Below are 16,552 nucleotides of genomic sequence, written 5' to 3' on the forward strand. Positions count from 1 at the left end.
GCTGTTAAGCGCCGGCCGTCTTCTGGCCACTGCTGCCAATCCACTTGTCGCGCTCCCGCCACAGGGCCGGCAGAGCCAGCAAGCCGATTGCAGTGAAGGCGATCAGCGTCTTGCTGACCTGCGACAGTTCGGCCGTGCGGCCATCCAGATAATAGACGCCATAGACAATGGCCACGTGCCAGACATAGACCTGGAGCGAATGGCGGCCGAGGAGCTGCAGGAACTTCAGCGACAGCACCCAGATCACACCCTCGGCAATCGAGCGCACGATCGGGCGGTGATGCTTCGGACCGGCGATCACCAGCCAGGTCAAACCGACGCCGACAGCAAGGAAGTTGATGAGGTAGACCGGTCCGAAATCGGCGCGGATTTCCATGGTGGAAAATTTGCCCATCACGAATTCCGGCATCAGGCCCCAGGCGGTTGCGATGCGCAGCGGCATGAAAAACAGGCAGATGAGAAGTGCCGCCTTCGGAAGCCATGTTTGTTGCGGCGAGAAGATGGCCTTCCACGGAATGCGGTTCTGCGCCGTCATCGCGCCCAGCACGAGCGCAGAATAGAACACCAGCTGCCAGCCCAGCAGGTTGAAGCTGACACGGATGCCCTGCTCGTCCGCACCCTTGACGAGTTCGTTGAGCGGCGTCGTCACGATCTGCTGGAGGCCGAGCTGGCCGGCCATCCAGACCAGCAGCGAGCCAGCCATGACATAGGCCCATTTACCGTCAAGGCACAGCTTAACGAGGATCGGTGCAAACAGCATGTAGACGATGTACTGCGGCAGAATATCCATGAAGGTCGGCTGGAAGAGGAATGTCGCAATCGCCGCCAGACGCAGCGGATCGTCAAACGAGGTCATCCCCAGCCAGTTGTACCAGATATAGGGCGCATGCGGGATGACCATGCGGAAGAACAACACGGCGATGACGAGACCCATCGCATAGCGATAGAGCTCCATCGCGCGGTTCCAGATCATCTGTTTGCCGGCGTCATAACCGTATTTCATCATCTTGCGGGCATAGACCATGCCGATCAGCAGACCGGACAAAAAGACGAAACCCTGCGCATCTTCCACGAAGGCAAACTGGCGGTGATTGATTTCCACCAGCCAGAAGCCGCCGGCAAACACCAGATGGTTGATCAGCATGAAGACGAGGAAGTAACCACGCATCCCGTCTATCAGGTCAAAGCGTTTCATCTCGATAGCTCTCCGTTCTCACAGGGCCTGCGTTACCCAGTCACCCAGCCCGGCTTGCGGGAGGCGGGCCGGGAATTGGATTGTCAACGCTGATTTGCGCCTGAGGTTCCCTTTCCAAAGCGGTTTAGAACCGGCGCGAAAAGTAACATTGACGTGTAGGCGTTCTGGTTAGGATGTGGGGACTGAATGGCGGATGAATGAAAAAGGGCGATTCCGTGGAGCAAATGAGCTATGCGCCGGCGCCACACCTCGACGGAGAGGGCGCAAACCCTTGCATGGCAGGGGGAAGCGGATATCGCGATCAAAAAGGCAATGTAGATATCACCCGTTAGATTTATCAGTCGTTTTTTTGGAAAGCTTTGCCCTTTCGCCGGCATCGCTGAAATACCGGCGGAATCAAAAAGAAAGCACGGCGAAAGATAGCGTCGCGTCATCGTAGATCACGACACGCAAAAGCCCGGAGGTTCGTAAAAACCTCCGGGCCATTTATTCACAGAAGGCTATGTTTCGCCTCAGGCAGCGGCCTGAATTGCGGCGACCTGCCAGTTGTCGTTGCCGCCACGGCGGACGAAGGTCCACATCTCAACCGCTTCGGCAGGATGCTGGTCGTCGCCTTCGATAACCTTGCCCGAGGTGCGGTCGCGCATAATGTCGATCGCGGAGTAGCGCATCGCAACCGTCGCGTAATCCTGGCCCTCTTCGTGCCAGGCTTCGGCGACATCACCCTGCAGCAGCGTTACGTCACGCACTTCGTTTTTCACGCCGCTCGTGGCGTTATCACTCAATTCCTCGGCGAGGTAGGACATGGCTTCCGGCGTCGTCAGCTTGCGCAACGTGCCGTAGTCTTCGGCCCCATAAGCCGACTGAACGTCTTCCAGCATTTTCTGGAAGGTTTCGAGATCTCCTTGGGTGATGCCGATCTCGTCACCTTCGGAAATGGCGTTCTCGTGCGCCACCGGCTTCGCCGTTGCGGCAGTGGCCGCGGCAGCCCCGCCCGCAGCACCGGCAAGCGCGCCGATCTTCGGAATCTTGAACGAAGACGCGGAAGGACCTGCCTGTGAGCCGCCATTAAAGGAAGAACCGGAATGATCCGTGCGCTGAGAGCCACCGGCTGCACCATAAGCGGGCTGGCCCTGACGGCGCGATGCGAAGAAACGCATGGCGAGCATGACCAGACCACCGATAAGCAGTACCTGCAGCAGCATGCCGAAGAAACCGGCCATGCCGCCAAAACCGCCGCCCATCAGCATGCCGAACAGGCCACCCATCAATAGGCCGCCCATCAGACCACCCATCATGCCGCCAAACAGGCCACGGCTCTGCTGCGGGGCCGCCTGCGCGCCGGGGCGGGCCGGCTGAGCGGCGCTCGGTGCTGCCTGATTGGTATTGGGCGTCATGCTGCGGTTGATCGGCGCGGTCTGTCCGGGGGCCGTATTGGTTGCCGGCGGCGTGGAAAACGTCCTCGTGCCACGGCTGCCGAAACCGCCGCTTGCACGGCGTGCTTCCGCCATGTCGACCGCTACGAAAGACACCGCGATACCAAGCGCGGCGACTGCGAACAAACCCTTGAAGCGCCGAAAGGCAGCAAACATCACTATCTCCTGTTGGCCGCCCTCCCATGAGCGGCATGTCAGCAGGCGATATAGCAACTCATGATCATCATTTTTAGACCACACGGCTTAAATTTTTCGTGATATGCAACCAAAGCGCGAGGCTGGCGCAAATTGCGGTAAAATCGACAACTGGAAAAACGAAAAACCCGGCACAGGGTCTCCCCTGCACCGGGCCTTATTGTCCCCTTGGGAGGAACGATAAGATCAGTCGACGTTGAAGGTCAGCGGCTTGACCTGGCGGATTGCCGGGTTGGCGCGCAGCTTGTCCAGCACCTCTTCGGAAACCGGACCATCGACATAAAGCAGCGCGATGGCGTCGCCGGCTTCCTTTTCACGACCGAGCTGGAAGTTGGCGATGTTGACGCCAGCCTCGCCGAGCGTGGTGCCCATGAAGCCGATCATGCCGGGAACGTCGGTGTTGGTGATGTAGATCATGTGCGATCCGACATCGGCATCCATGTTGATGTTCTTGATCTGGATGAAGCGCGGTTTGCCATCCGAAAACACCGTGCCGGCAACCGAGCGGATCTGGTTTTCCGTCTTGACCGTCAGCTTGATGTAACCGTCGTAAACGCCGGTCTTGTCGCGCTTGACCTCGGAGAGGATGATGCCCTTTTCCTTGATCATGACAGGTGCCGAAACCATGTTCACATCTGCAACCTGGCTGCGTATCAGGCCGGCCAGCAATGCACTGGTCAATGCCTTCGTGTTCATGTTGGCGGTTGCGCCATCATAAAGGATTTCGATTTCCTTGGTGGCGCTTTCCTGCACCTGGCCAACGAAGGAGCCGAGAACATCCGCCAGACGGATGAAAGGCTTCAGGCGCGGTGCTTCTTCCGCCGTGATCGACGGCATGTTGATGGCGTTGGAAACCGCACCCTTGACGAGGTAATCCGACATCTGCTCGGCAACCTGAAGGGCGACGTTTTCCTGTGCTTCCGTGGTGGATGCACCAAGATGCGGCGTGCAGACGACATTCGGCAGGCCGAAAAGCGGGCTTTCAGTGGCGGGCTCGACTTCGAACACGTCGAAACCGGCACCGGCGACATGGCCGGACTTGATGGCATCGGCAAGGGCCGCTTCATCCACCAGACCGCCACGGGCGCAGTTGACGATACGCACGCCCTTCTTGGTCTTGGCAAGGTTTTCGGCATTGAGAATACCGCGCGTCTTGTCGGTCATCGGCACATGCAGGGTGATGAAATCGGCAAGGGCCAGAAGTTCGTCCAGCTCAACCTTGGTGACGCCCATTTCCTGCGCGCGCTCCGGCGACAGGAAGGGGTCGTAGGCCAGAACATGCATCTTGAGACCAAGAGCACGCGAGCAGACGATGGAGCCGATATTGCCGGCGCCGATGACGCCGAGCGTCTTGCCGGTGATTTCGACACCCATGAATTTCGACTTTTCCCACTTGCCGGCCTGCGTGGAACTGTCGGCTGCCGGAAGCTGGCGCGCAACGGCAAACATCAGCGCAATCGCATGTTCCGCGGTGGTGATGGAGTTGCCGAACGGCGTGTTCATGACGATGATACCGCGGCGCGAGGCGGCCGGAATATCGACATTGTCGACGCCGATGCCGGCGCGGCCGATGACCTTGAGATTGGTCGCCGCTTCGATCAGCTTTTCCGTTGCCTTGGTGGCGGAGCGGATGGCGAGACCATCGTAATTACCGATGATTTCGGCAAGCTTGTCCTTGTCCTTGCCGAGCTTCGGCTGGAAATCGACTTCGACGCCACGATCACGGAAAATCTGGACGGCGGTTTCCGACAATTCGTCGGATACGAGTACGCGAGGTGCCATGGTTCACGGGCTCCTTGAAAAACGGTGCAGTTTTAAAGCGGGAAATGTACGGCCCTGCATCTGCGCAGGGCCGGTATCAAAATCAGGCGGCAGCCTTGGAAAGTGCTGCCTTCTGCGTCTGGTAGGCCCAGGCGAGCCAGGGCATGACGGCTTCCATATCCGCCGTCTCGATGGTTGCGCCGGCCCAGATGCGCAGACCGGACGGTGCGTCACGGTAAGCGCCGATATCGAGGGCGACATTTTCCTTTTCGAGCAGGGCAACGACACCCTTGGCGAAATCCGCCTGCGCGGCGGCATCCAGTGCAGCCACTTCGGCATCAACGATCTTGAGGCACACGGAGGTGTTGGAGCGGGTTTCCGGCTTGACGGCCAGGTTGGCTATCCAGTCGTTCTTTTCGATGAAGTCGTAGATGACCTTGGCATTGGCATCGGCACGGCCGATCAGCGCCTTTAGGCCACCGAGGTTCTTCGCCCACAGCAGTGCGTCGATATAATCCTCAACGCAGAGCATGGACGGCGTATTGATGGTTTCGCCGGTGAAGATGCCTTCGATCAGCTTGCCGCCGGAAACCATGCGGAAGATTTTCGGCAGCGGCCATGCCGGCGAATAGCTCAGCAGACGCTCGACGGCGCGGGGCGAAAGGATGATGACGCCATGGCCGCCTTCGCCGCCCAGAACCTTCTGCCAGGAGAAGGTGACGACATCGAGTTTTGTGAAATCCATGTCCTGCGCGAAAGCCGCCGAGGTGGCGTCGCAGATGGTCAGGCCCTTGCGGTCAGCCGGGATGAAATCGGCATTGGGAACGCGAACGCCGGAGGTGGTGCCGTTCCAGGTGAAGACGACGTCACGGTCGAAATCGACTTCGGCAAGGTTCGGCAGCAGACCGTAGTCAGCCTCGAACTTGCGCACGTCCTTCAGCTTCAGCTGCTTGACGACGTCGGTGACCCAGCCGGCGCCGAAGCTTTCCCAGGCGAGCATATCAACGCCGCGTTCACCGAGCAGCGACCAGAGCGCCATTTCAACGGCACCGGTGTCGGACGCGGGAACGATACCGATACGATAATCGGCGGGAACATTGAGAACTTCGCGGGTGAGATCAATGGCCTGCTTCAGCTTGGCTTTGCCAACCTTGGCGCGATGCGAGCGACCGAGCGGCGCATCGGAAAGAGCATCTAGCGACCAACCGGGACGCTTCGAGCAGGGACCAGAGGAAAAATGCGTATTGCCCGGACGGACGTCCGGCTTCACGATATCTGTCATTTGACTATCCTTCCAGATAGGCGCTCCACGTTAGGGTGGAGTGTCCTGACGCCGTTGCTATTCCTGTCGCCGGTTTCAGTCAAGCGGAATATGTGGCTACGCAGAAGAATCTTGGCCCATATGCGTCATGCGCAATACCGCTAAAACGAAAACCGCCCGCACCCGAGGAGGATGCGGACGGCTTGAAGCTATCAGTCAGGCGTGACGTTTATTTATAAACGGCAGGCTGCAGCGGAATATCGGCGGGCGGCATGTATTGCGCGGTGTCGCAACCGTTGAAGACATAACGGCCACCCACGCGCACTTCATGCGAATAGAGGCCCTTGTCTCGGCCCGGACCACCATTGTTCTCGTAACCGAACATGTCGCCCTTGTTGATGTGGCGGAAACGGTAGCCGACATCAGCCTTCAAATTACAGGTAATATCGATGGAGGCACCGGCCATCAGGGCGTAGGCGAAGCGCCACTTGCCCTTGCCGCCGTGTTCCGTGGTCGGGTCGCAGCCGAGGCCATTGGTGCTGCACGAGGTATTGCGCAGTTTGTCCCACTTGACATAGGAGCCGCCGATACCACCACCGACATAAGGCGTGACACGGCCATAGGTGCCAAGATCGACATAGGCATTCGCCATCAGCGTATAGGCTCTCAGCGAACTCAGATCAGTCGAAACGCAAGGACCGGGAACGGAGCCGCAGCCACCGATCGTGGAGCCGCGGAAATCGGACTTGCCCATATAGTCGAAGGTCACGTCGCTACGGAAATAGTTGTTGAACTGATAACCGACACCTGCACCAATGATATAGCTATCCTTGATCGTCGCCGTATCAAAATCCTGCAGATAACCACCCGGTCCGCCCTGATAATAATGGGCGCCGCGCAGCTTGTTGAAGGAATAACCGACGTCGCCGCGCAGATACCAGCCGCTCGACTGGGTGATCTGAACTTCGGGTGCCTCGACATAGGCCGGTGCGGGTTCGGCTTGGTAAAGATCGGCGCCGACGGCGCTTGTGCCGGTCAGCAGAACGGCCAGAAATCCAGCCAGGGCGTTTTTCATGACTTCCACTCCAGAAGAGGCACGTGCGTTGCGGCAGCTGCCAGTGAACGGTTCAGTCACGGAGATTGGCGTAAAATGGTTAAGTCCCGATTAACCACGATCATTCACTATATTTATTAGCAAACACTCAAAGAAAAAGCCGGCGCGAAGGCCGGCTTTTTGTTACTACTGGAAACTGAATTATGCGGCAGAACGAGCGTTCGAGATAACGCCAACGAGATCGTTGACGATCTGCTCCACCTGCGCGCTATCGTCGCCTTCAGCCATGACGCGGATCAACGGCTCCGTGCCCGAAGGGCGAATGACGAGGCGGCCATTATTGGCCAATGCGCTTTCCGCATCCGCAATCGCCTGCTGCACGACGGGATTTTCCAGCGGCTTGCCACCCGAAATACGCACATTCTTCAAAAGTTGCGGTACAGGCTCGAACTTGCGGCAAACTTCGCTGACGGTGCGCCCCGAGCGCTTGACGCGGGCAAGAACCTGCAAGGCGGCCACGAGGCCATCACCCGTCGTGCCGTAATCCGAGAGCACGATATGACCCGACTGCTCGCCGCCAATGTTGAAATTGTGGTTGCGCATGTGCTCAACCACATAACGGTCACCCACCTTGGTACGCGCAAGGGTGAGGCCCTTGTCACCGAGGAAGCGCTCCAGACCGAGGTTGGACATGACGGTGGCGACGATGCCGCCGCCGCGCAGCGTCTTGTCGTCAGCCCAGCTATCGGCAATCACAGCCATCAGCTGGTCGCCATCAACGATCTCGCCGCGTTCGTCGACGATGATGACGCGGTCCGCATCACCATCGAGCGCGATGCCGATATCGGCCCGCACTTCATGCACCTTCTTCTGCAGGGCTTCGGGATGAGTGGAGCCGCATTCGAGATTAATGTTGATGCCGTTCGGCTCATTACCGATGGTGACGACTTCAGCGCCGAGTTCCCAGAGCGCTGCTGGCGCCACCTTGTAGGCCGCACCGTTGGCGCAGTCGATGGCGATCCGAAGTCCGCTCAGCGTCACATCACGCGGCAGGGTACGTTTGACGAATTCGATATAACGGTAGATATCGCCATCCACGCGCTTGGCGCGGCCGATCTCGCTCGGCTTCGCCAGCTGGGCATAGATATCCTTGTCGAGAAGATCTTCGATCTCCAGCTCCAGCTCGTCGGAAAGCTTGTATCCGTCAGGGCCGAACAGCTTGATGCCATTATCGGAAAACGGGTTGTGCGAGGCCGAGATCATCACTCCGATATCGGCACGCAACGACCGGGTCAGCATCGCAACCGCCGGCGTCGGAATGGGGCCAAGCAGGAAGACGTCGAGACCGGCGGCGGTAAAACCGGCGACCAACGCGTTTTCCAGCATATAACCGGAAAGCCGCGTATCCTTGCCGATGACGACCCGATGGCGATGATGGCCTCGGCGGAAGATCGTTCCGACCGCAATACCCACACGCATCGCCAGATCCGGCGTCATCGGGAAGACGTTCGATTGTCCGCGGATACCATCGGTTCCGAAATAACGGCGTGCCATTTGAACTCCAAATCTTTTCCAGCATTCCGGCAAAAGGTGAAAACAGCCGGAAGCGCTTTTTGGCTAGATGCCACAAACCACGATAAACAGCACGTAAATTACCGCAAAAATGGCTTATATCTTGTTACCAAACTGAAAAGGCCACCCGGAAAACCGGATGGCCTTTTACAATCAATCATCTTTGGAAAGCGATCAATGCGGCTGCGGCTCCATGCCGCCTTCGGCCTCACCGTCACCCTTGGCTTCGCCGTCACCCTTGACTTCACTCGGGCCGTCCTTCTTGGTGCCGGCTTTCGGCACCGCCGAACCACGGCTGCCCGGAGAATCGTCACCCAGGTCACGCGCAGGCTTCTCGCCCTTCAGCAGTGCCCTGATCTCGTCACCCGTCAGGGTTTCGTATTCGAGAAGACCCTCGGCAATGGCAACGAAGCCATCGTGGTTATCCGTCAGGATGCGCCGCGCCTCGGTATAGGCTTCGTCGATCAGGCGGCGAACTTCGGTGTCGATCGTCTGGGCCGTCGCCTCGGAGACGTTCTTGGACTGCGAGACGGAATGGCCAAGGAACACTTCCTGCTGGTTTTCACCGTAGGAAACCTGGCCGAGAGCATCGGAGAAGCCCCATTGCGTCACCATGGCACGGGCAAGCTTGGTGGCCTGCTCGATATCCGAGGACGCGCCGGAGGTGATATTTTCCTTGCCGAAGGTCAGTTCCTCGGCAACGCGGCCGCCCATCATGATGACGAGACGCGACACCATCCACTTATAGCTCATGGAGTAGCGGTCGCCTTCGGGCAACTGCATCACCATGCCGAGTGCACGGCCGCGCGGGATGATCGTCGCCTTGTGCAACGGATCAGCCACCGCAACCTTCAGCGCGGTAATCGCATGGCCGGCTTCATGGTAAGCGGTCAGCTTCTTCTCGGCTTCGGTCATGGCAGAGGAGCGACGCTCCGCACCCATCATGATCTTGTCCTTGGCGTCCTCGAATTCCTGCATAGTGACCACACGCTTGTTACGGCGGGCGGCCATCAGGGCGGCTTCGTTGACGAGGTTCATCAGATCCGCACCCGAAAAACCGGGCGTGCCACGGGCCAGAACCTTGAGATCGACATTCGGCGCCAGCGGCACGTTGCGAACATGCACCTTGAGGATGCGCTCGCGGCCGACGATATCCGGGTTCGGTACAACGACCTGACGGTCGAAACGGCCTGGACGCAGAAGTGCGGGGTCAAGAACATCAGGACGGTTGGTGGCGGCGATGAGGATAATGCCCTCATTCGCTTCAAAGCCGTCCATCTCAACCAGCAGCTGGTTCAGCGTCTGTTCGCGCTCGTCGTTACCGCCGCCAAGACCGGCGCCACGATGGCGACCGACGGCGTCGATTTCGTCGATGAAGATGATGCAGGGTGCGTTCTTCTTGGCCTGCTCGAACATGTCACGCACGCGGCTTGCGCCAACGCCGACGAACATTTCCACGAAGTCCGAACCGGAAATGGTGAAGAACGGAACGTTCGCTTCACCGGCAACGGAACGCGCCAGAAGCGTCTTACCCGTACCCGGAGGGCCGACAAGCAGCACGCCGCGTGGGATTTTGCCGCCGAGACGCTGGAATTTCTGCGGATCGCGCAGGAATTCAACAATTTCCTCAAGGTCCTGCTTGGCTTCGTCCACGCCTGCAACGTCGTCAAACGTCACACGGCCGTGCGCTTCCGTCAGGAGCTTGGCCTTGGACTTGCCAAAGCCCATCGCGCCACGCGAGCCGCCCTGCATCTGCCGCATGAAGAACAGCCAGACGCCGAGAATGAGGAACATCGGCAGAAGCGTGCCGAGATAGCTCAGAAAACCGGAGGAGCCGTCGCTCTCGGGACGAGCCACAATGGTGACGTTCTTGCTCTGCAAGCGCTCCATCAGGCTGTCGTCGATAACGGGGGAATAGGTCTGAAAGGCCGTGCCGTTTTCGGTATAGGTTCCAAGAACCCGGTTACCCGTCACGGTCACGTCGCGAACTCGCCCGGAATCCACATCGCGAATAAACTGGGAATACGGAATTTCCCGCGAACCCGTTTGTGTCGGCGAAGTCTGGAACATGCTGAACAACGCGATCAGCAACAGGGCGATCACGGCCCACAAGGCGAAATTTCTGAAATTTGGGTTCATCGAACTCCCCGAACTCACACGGGCATGTTTGCTGCCCGCTCTTACGTGCCCCTAACATAAGGACGACATCTGCCGTTGCCAAGGCGAAGGGCGTTATCTGATGCGTTTTGGTGTAAAAAGTATTCCAAGGCAATTCACGAAAAAGAGGCCGGATTTAAACCGGGGGCTGTGGATATGCCGCCCGTCCGAATAAATTGGCGATTGCATTCGCCAACTCCAGGTCGAAGCGCGGCAGGAAAAGATCAAAAGGTGCAAGCCTCGGCGTAATGATGATGGCATCTGATAACGAACCCGGCCCATCCGTCGCTGCGACGATTTGCGGCAGACCCGCCATTGCCGGCTTCGCCACCCCAGCCGGTACCGACGAAAAAAGCGCGGCCGCTTGCGCAGCGTCACCGGTCCTGCGCGCTTTGACATGGACTGGAAAAGCCGATCCGTTCTTCACAAGGAAACGATCGTCCCACAGCCCCTGTTGATACGCGCCTACTGGAAGCTCCGGCAGGTTTCGCTGCTCGCGAAACATATAAAGCCCGTCCCTCCGACGATCGAGCAGGACGCGCCCAACCGTCAGTCGCCCGTTTTCACCCGTTTTGAGAAACCGCAAAACGCGCTCCATGCTGTTTGCGGCGGGAAAATATGCCCTTCCGCCCAGTGTGGCGACCAGCGCCGCCAGCCCATGCCGGAACTCGGGAAGATCGGGATCGATGCCATCGCCGGCCAATCTGGCCAGCGCGGCGTGAAAGACCTCTGTGTGACCGCGCAGGAAAATGGCTGTTTTTTTGGAAAGCGCCTGTCTTTTGAGAGAAGCCTCCACATCGATACGGACAGGGGAAGGGGCAAGCGCCTGCCGCACCCGCACTCTCTCATATCGGATATTCTCATTGCTCGGATCGTCAAACCAGCTGCGTGAGCAGGACGAGACGTAGTCGCGGATCGCCTGCCTCTCGCACACCAGAAACGGCCTCAGGATCCAGTGACGGCCATCGTATAAGACTGCGTCCGCCATGCCGGAGAGACCGGGATTGTCAGAGCCGCCGCCGCGGGCGGCGCGCATCGCCACGGTTTCGCGCTGGTCGCCGACGGTATGTCCGGTCACGACAAGATCGGCGCCGATCTCACAGGCAACCTCGGCAATCAGGCGGTAACGGGCAAGCCGGGAGGCTTCGGAAAGGCCCGAGGCCGGTTTGGCATCGTCCCATCGGCGAATGACGTGGGAGATGCCAAGCTCCGCACAAAGCATGCCGACCTTGAGCGCCTCATCGGCGGATTCCGCTCTCAGCGCATGGTCGACCGTAACGGCGGAAAGTCGCAAACGGTCCTGACCCCATTCCGCTGCTGCCTCATGCAATGCCAGCAACAGGCCGGTGGAATCACTGCCGCCGGAGATTGCGACAAGGATATGGGCGGGTTTGCGAAGATTTTCGACAAACGATCTTGCCGCCGCAAGCGGCGCAATTGTCCTTTGGCTCAGAATGCGGGCATCAACCGGCATGGAAAAACCGCCGCCATGGCAGGGGAAAAATCAGCAGCTCAGCCGCTTCTGTTCGCTGGCAACCTTGTTCAGCACGGTCTTCGAAGCACTGGGATAACGCTTCGGCACCTCGCGCAGCGTTGCGCAGGCGGTCTCGGTATTGTCCAGAGCGGCGAGCGACATGCCGAGCTTCATCAACATTTCCGGCGCCTTGGGAGATTTGCCGTAGGTCTGATGACCGTTCAGGAAGGTTTTTGCAGCCTCGTTGAACTTGCCCTGCGAATATAGCGCCTCGCCCAGCCAGAAGCTGGCATCCGCAGCCTTCGTGCCTTTGGGATAACCCTGGAGATATTGCTGGAACCCCTGCTCCGCCAGCTTGTAGTCGCCGGAAAGAACATGGCCGTAAGCAGCCTGATAGATATCGCTCTCGCTGGTCAGCGCCGCCGTATTGACCGGATCGGTCTTGCGCGGGCTATTGCCGGTGGTCACACCGGGAAGACTGCCTGACGAGTTGTTGGCGCCCTGATTGAGCGTACCGCCAATCGGCATTCCCTTGGAATCAAGCTCGATGGAGCCAAGCGTCGTCTCTCCCGGCGCGCTGCTCGGCGCATTTGACGGGGCAGACGGCGAAACGGAAGCGCCACCCTCGGGTGGCGTTTCGATGATCGTTGCAACATCGTCGGTCGGTGGTGTGGCCGGACTTACCGGACTGGCCTCCGCCTTCTTTTTCGGCGTTGCGGGACTTGCGGCCTTGCCGCCGGCATTGCCGCTTTCCAGTTCCTGGAAGCGGAATTCATTGTCTTCCTGCGCCTTGCGGATCGTTTCCTGCATCTGCAGAAGCTGGAAGCTCATTTCCTCGATACGGCCGTTGAGCTGCCGGATCTGTTCTTCAAGCTGCTGAACCCTGTAGGCTTCATTGGCCTGAACCCGGACGACCGGGGGCTGCTGAGAGTTGATCGTGCCGAAGCTACCCCCCGCACCGAACAGCGGACCCGAAACGGCTGTGCCGCTCAGGCCGGTGCAGGCTGCAAGCCCCAGCATTCCCGCCACGACAAGTTTCTTCATCTCATTCGTCCTGCCTTAACTGATTTGCACCGGAATGGCGCAAGCCGGATTTTTTCCATATCAACCAAAAAAGCAACTTAACTTCGGCCAAACTATGAAAAAAACGAAAGGCGGCCCGAAGACCGCCTCCCATTCGATATCACAATAACGTCAGGCAATCACATGCCCGCGCCACCGAGAACTGTCACGGCGCGGCGGTTCTGCGACCAGCAGGAGATGTCGTCGCAAACAGCGACCGGCTTTTCCTTGCCGTAGGAGATCGTCTTCATGCGGTTGGCCGGAACGCCCTGGGAAGCCAGGAAGTCGCGGGTTGCAGCAGCACGACGGGCGCCGAGTGCAAGGTTGTATTCGCGCGTACCGCGTTCGTCGGCATGGCCTTCGACCGTGATGGCGTAGTTCGGGTAACGGGCGAGCCACTGTGCCTGGCGCTGCAGGGTCTGCTGTGCATCGGCGCGGATCGAGGTCGAGTCCGTGTCGAAGAAGATGCGGTCGCCGACATTGACCGTGAAGTCCTGCTGGGAGCCCGGCGTTGCGGAACCCGCGCCACCAAGGCCGAGTTCACCGGCGCTGTTCGGCATGTTCTTCTTGTTCGCGCAGCCTGCGAGAGCAAGCGCGAGCGTCATGGCGATGACAGCCGGGTTACGGGCCAGTTTCTGCATCGGGCTGAGTGCCGAAATGTGTGTACGGCTCATCGCCGGTCTCTCCTTGGAATTTCAATAACGTTGCCAGACACTAACTGATCGCGGTTAATAGCCGGCAAACGCTTATGGTTAACAGAAAGGAAATGTCCCACTTTTTTGCTCCCTCACAACAGTTTGCGGCAAGAAAGAGGCGCATTCCCGCATGGCATGCATAAAACATGACGGCGCCGGATATTCCGGCGCCGTCATGACAGTCATATCAGTCCAGAAGCGGCGACCATGCCGGGTCCGAAGCAAAGGTCGGCGTCTTGATGAGCTGTTCGTTATAGCCCGTCAGGTCGATCGAATAGAGCTGCGGACCGCCGGCACCGGCGTTCTGACGGAAAAACATCAGCACCCGGCCATTCGGCGCCCAGGTCGGACCTTCATTGTGGAAGCCGCTGGTCAGAATGCGCTCGCCCGAACCGTCGGTCTTCATCACGCCGATCGAGAACTTGCCGCCCGACTGCTTGGTGAAGGCGATCAGATCGCCGCGCGGCGACCATACCGGCGTGGAATAGGAGCCGTCACCGAAGGAAAGGCGCTGCTGGCCGGAGCCATCGGCATTCATTACGTAGATCTGCTGACGGCCGCCGCGGTCGCTTTCAAAGGCGACACGCTGTCCATCCGGGGAGAATGATGGCGCCGTATCAATCGCGGACGTGTTCGTCAGCCGCGTCGTGGTGCGCGAGCGCAGATCCATGGTGTAGATATTGGCGTTGCCGTCCTGCTGGAGGCTCATGATCACCTTCTGGCCATCCGGCGAGAAGCGCGGCGAGAAGGTCATGCCGGGGAAGTTGCCGACCACTTCGCGCTGGCCGGTTTCCAGCTGCAGCAGGTAAACGCGCGGCTGCTGTCCCTCGAAGGACATATAGGTCACTTCCTGACGGTTCGGCGAGAAACGCGGCGTCAGGACGATGTCATTGGAATTGGTGAGGTTACGGACGTTGAAACCGTCCTGATCCATGATCGACAGCTGGCGCTTGCGGGCCGTCTTCGGGCCGCTTTCGGAGACGAAGACAACGCGTGTGTCGAAGTAACCCTTTTCACCGGTGATGCGCTCATAGATGGCATCCGCGATGATATGGGCGACACGACGCCAGTTTTCCGGCTGGGTGAAGAACTGCTGGCCGGTCATCTGCTGGCCTGCGAAAGTATCCCACAGGCGGAACTCGGCGCGCAGGCGGCCATCGCTTTCGCGTGTCACGCGGCCGGTCACAAGCGCCTGGGCGTTGATGACCTTCCAGTCTTCAAAACGCGGCTGCTGATCCGGGCTGGTAATCTTTTCGATGAAGGCGCTCTTGTTGACCGGCGCGAAAAGACCGGAGCGCTGCAGATCGGCGGCGATGACGGCCGAGACCTGTGCACCGATGCCGTCACCCGACATGAAGTCGGTGATGGCGATGGGCAAGGGCTCGACGTTACCCTTGTTGATGTTGATTTCCACCCGCGCAAAAGCCGGTGCGGAGAAAACCGACATGAGGGCCGCGACAGCGAGCACCAGCCGGATCGGCGAAAATATTTTCATGTTGCCAGGCCTTTCAGCATTCATAGCAATTCACTGGGATCGAAGTTCACAACGACTTCGTTCCATGCGTCATATTTGTCGGCAGGAAGGTTGGTGAACGGAGCAGAACGCATGATGGCGCGATAGGCTCCGCCGGAAAGAGCACGGCGCGTTCCTTCGGAACCACCCGTTGCCTCGATCTCGGGACGGCCGATGATGGTTCCATCACGGTCGAGCTTCATGGTGACCCGAACGCGAACGCCCGAGGCATCCGCCATGCCGGGAATGATCTGCCAGTTCTTCTGGATCGCGCCACGCAGCGCATCCATTTCCGTCTGGCTGAGCGTCGAACCGCCCGTCGTTTTCTTGCCGCCAAGCGAAGCGGTTTGCGTCGACCGCTTCGCGCCGCCACCGGAGGGCGCCTGCTTGTTCAACAGGGCGGCAACATCGTCGGCGTTGAAATCGCTTTCCTTGGACGAAGCGGATTTCGCCGTCTCCTGCTTCTTCTCGCCCGGCTTCTTGTCGGAAGGCTTGTCGGTGGACTTTGCCTGATCGGGCTTGGTCTCCGCCGGTTTTTCAGCGGGCTTCTGCTCGGCAGGCTTGGTTTCAGCCTGCTTCGGCTCTTCCGGCTTCGGCGGTTCGGGGCGGGAGTTCGGGCGCGGCACGTTCTGCGGCACGGGGATTTCGGCCGGCTCCTGCGCGGCCGGCGGCGGTTCTTCCGCCTTGGTTTCCTGCGGCGGCGGCTCCGTCTTCGGCTGCGGCGCAATTTCAGGCTTGGTTTGCGGCAAGGCAGCCATTTCCTGCGGTTTGGGAGCCGAGGTCTCTTCCTTGACGATTTCCTTCACCTCGTTCGCCTTGGTGTCGACGACCGGTTGCGGCTTTTCCTGCTTTGGCGGGGCGGCGGCGCTGATATTGTCGTTGGGCTTGGTGGTCGGCGTCGGCGGCGCGTCAAGATCGGCCGTGTTGTTGCCGACATTCTGGGCGTTCTCGACGATATCCGGACGCGTGGTCGGAACAGGTGCCGACTTCTCCGCTTTCGGAGCGTTCTTATCGCCCTGCTGAATCTGGCTCAGTTCCTCAATGGGCACCAGTTCCACCGGCAAGGCCTCGGCCTGCGACACGTCGAGCGGTTCCGGCGAGCCCAGGGAAACGAGGGCGAAAGCCAGAAGCGACGCATGCACGATCGCGGATGTGGTGATGCTGCCCTTCATCGTTC

The 16,552-nt window shown here is 59.4% G+C and carries 12 protein-coding genes; all 12 read right to left on the reverse strand.

What is annotated here, in order from left to right; all coding sequences use genetic code 11:
* Positions 1–4: 4 nt before the first annotated feature.
* A complete protein-coding gene (locus OK142_RS09175) occupies positions 5–1,195 on the reverse strand; it encodes an OpgC family protein (RefSeq protein ID WP_003497552.1) in 1,191 nt (396 codons plus the stop codon).
* A 512-nt stretch (positions 1,196–1,707) separates the two neighbouring features.
* On the reverse strand, positions 1,708–2,787 hold the full coding sequence (locus tag OK142_RS09180; RefSeq protein ID WP_498682307.1) for a Tim44 domain-containing protein: 1,080 nt from the start codon (positions 2,785–2,787) through the stop codon (positions 1,708–1,710).
* Between the two features lie 225 nt (positions 2,788–3,012).
* Complete coding sequence (gene serA, locus OK142_RS09185) at positions 3,013–4,608, reverse strand: phosphoglycerate dehydrogenase (RefSeq protein ID WP_498682309.1); 1,596 nt, start codon at positions 4,606–4,608, stop codon at positions 3,013–3,015.
* Between the two features lie 82 nt (positions 4,609–4,690).
* Positions 4,691–5,869, reverse strand: a complete 1,179-nt coding sequence (locus tag OK142_RS09190; protein ID WP_137039185.1) for a phosphoserine transaminase — start codon at positions 5,867–5,869, stop codon at positions 4,691–4,693.
* Between the two features lie 208 nt (positions 5,870–6,077).
* Positions 6,078–6,923, reverse strand: coding sequence for an outer membrane protein (locus tag OK142_RS09195; protein WP_498682311.1), 846 nt, complete (start codon positions 6,921–6,923; stop codon positions 6,078–6,080).
* A gap of 180 nt (positions 6,924–7,103) precedes the next feature.
* Complete coding sequence (gene glmM, locus OK142_RS09200) at positions 7,104–8,456, reverse strand: phosphoglucosamine mutase (protein ID WP_137039186.1); 1,353 nt, start codon at positions 8,454–8,456, stop codon at positions 7,104–7,106.
* A 192-nt stretch (positions 8,457–8,648) separates the two neighbouring features.
* Complete coding sequence (ftsH, locus tag OK142_RS09205) at positions 8,649–10,613, reverse strand: ATP-dependent zinc metalloprotease FtsH (protein ID WP_082185361.1); 1,965 nt, start codon at positions 10,611–10,613, stop codon at positions 8,649–8,651.
* A gap of 154 nt (positions 10,614–10,767) precedes the next feature.
* Positions 10,768–12,105, reverse strand: a complete 1,338-nt coding sequence (gene tilS / locus OK142_RS09210) for a tRNA lysidine(34) synthetase TilS (protein WP_498682312.1) — start codon at positions 12,103–12,105, stop codon at positions 10,768–10,770.
* Positions 12,106–12,135: 30 nt separating this feature from the next.
* Positions 12,136–13,149 (reverse strand): tol-pal system protein YbgF, encoded by a 1,014-nt coding sequence (gene ybgF / locus OK142_RS09215; RefSeq protein WP_498682313.1) that lies wholly within the window; start codon positions 13,147–13,149, stop codon positions 12,136–12,138.
* A 158-nt stretch (positions 13,150–13,307) separates the two neighbouring features.
* Positions 13,308–13,841, reverse strand: a complete 534-nt coding sequence (gene pal, locus OK142_RS09220) for a peptidoglycan-associated lipoprotein Pal (protein ID WP_003506243.1) — start codon at positions 13,839–13,841, stop codon at positions 13,308–13,310.
* A gap of 208 nt (positions 13,842–14,049) precedes the next feature.
* Positions 14,050–15,357: a Tol-Pal system beta propeller repeat protein TolB gene (gene tolB, locus OK142_RS09225; RefSeq protein ID WP_035222753.1), complete on the reverse strand. Its 1,308-nt coding sequence runs from the start codon at positions 15,355–15,357 to the stop codon at positions 14,050–14,052.
* Positions 15,358–15,377: 20 nt separating this feature from the next.
* Positions 15,378–16,547, reverse strand: a complete 1,170-nt coding sequence (gene tolA / locus OK142_RS09230) for a cell envelope integrity protein TolA (RefSeq protein WP_498682315.1) — start codon at positions 16,545–16,547, stop codon at positions 15,378–15,380.
* Positions 16,548–16,552 lie beyond the last annotated feature (5 nt).

It is taken from the genome of Agrobacterium sp. BT-220-3 (assembly GCF_025910175.1).
GTDB lineage: Bacteria > Pseudomonadota > Alphaproteobacteria > Rhizobiales > Rhizobiaceae > Agrobacterium > Agrobacterium oryzihabitans.

Coding starts and splice junctions, on each gene's coding strand:
- OK142_RS09175 (WP_003497552.1), bottom strand. CDS start 1,195: ATGAAACGCTTTGACCTGATAGACGGGATGCGTGGTTACTTCCTCGTC.
- OK142_RS09180 (WP_498682307.1), bottom strand. CDS start 2,787: ATGTTTGCTGCCTTTCGGCGCTTCAAGGGTTTGTTCGCAGTCGCCGCG.
- serA (WP_498682309.1), bottom strand. CDS start 4,608: ATGGCACCTCGCGTACTCGTATCCGACGAATTGTCGGAAACCGCCGTC.
- OK142_RS09190 (WP_137039185.1), bottom strand. CDS start 5,869: ATGACAGATATCGTGAAGCCGGACGTCCGTCCGGGCAATACGCATTTT.
- OK142_RS09195 (WP_498682311.1), bottom strand. CDS start 6,923: ATGAAAAACGCCCTGGCTGGATTTCTGGCCGTTCTGCTGACCGGCACA.
- glmM (WP_137039186.1), bottom strand. CDS start 8,456: ATGGCACGCCGTTATTTCGGAACCGATGGTATCCGCGGACAATCGAAC.
- ftsH (WP_082185361.1), bottom strand. CDS start 10,613: ATGAACCCAAATTTCAGAAATTTCGCCTTGTGGGCCGTGATCGCCCTG.
- tilS (WP_498682312.1), bottom strand. CDS start 12,105: ATGCCGGTTGATGCCCGCATTCTGAGCCAAAGGACAATTGCGCCGCTT.
- ybgF (WP_498682313.1), bottom strand. CDS start 13,149: ATGAAGAAACTTGTCGTGGCGGGAATGCTGGGGCTTGCAGCCTGCACC.
- pal (WP_003506243.1), bottom strand. CDS start 13,841: ATGAGCCGTACACACATTTCGGCACTCAGCCCGATGCAGAAACTGGCC.
- tolB (WP_035222753.1), bottom strand. CDS start 15,357: ATGAAAATATTTTCGCCGATCCGGCTGGTGCTCGCTGTCGCGGCCCTC.
- tolA (WP_498682315.1), bottom strand. CDS start 16,547: ATGAAGGGCAGCATCACCACATCCGCGATCGTGCATGCGTCGCTTCTG.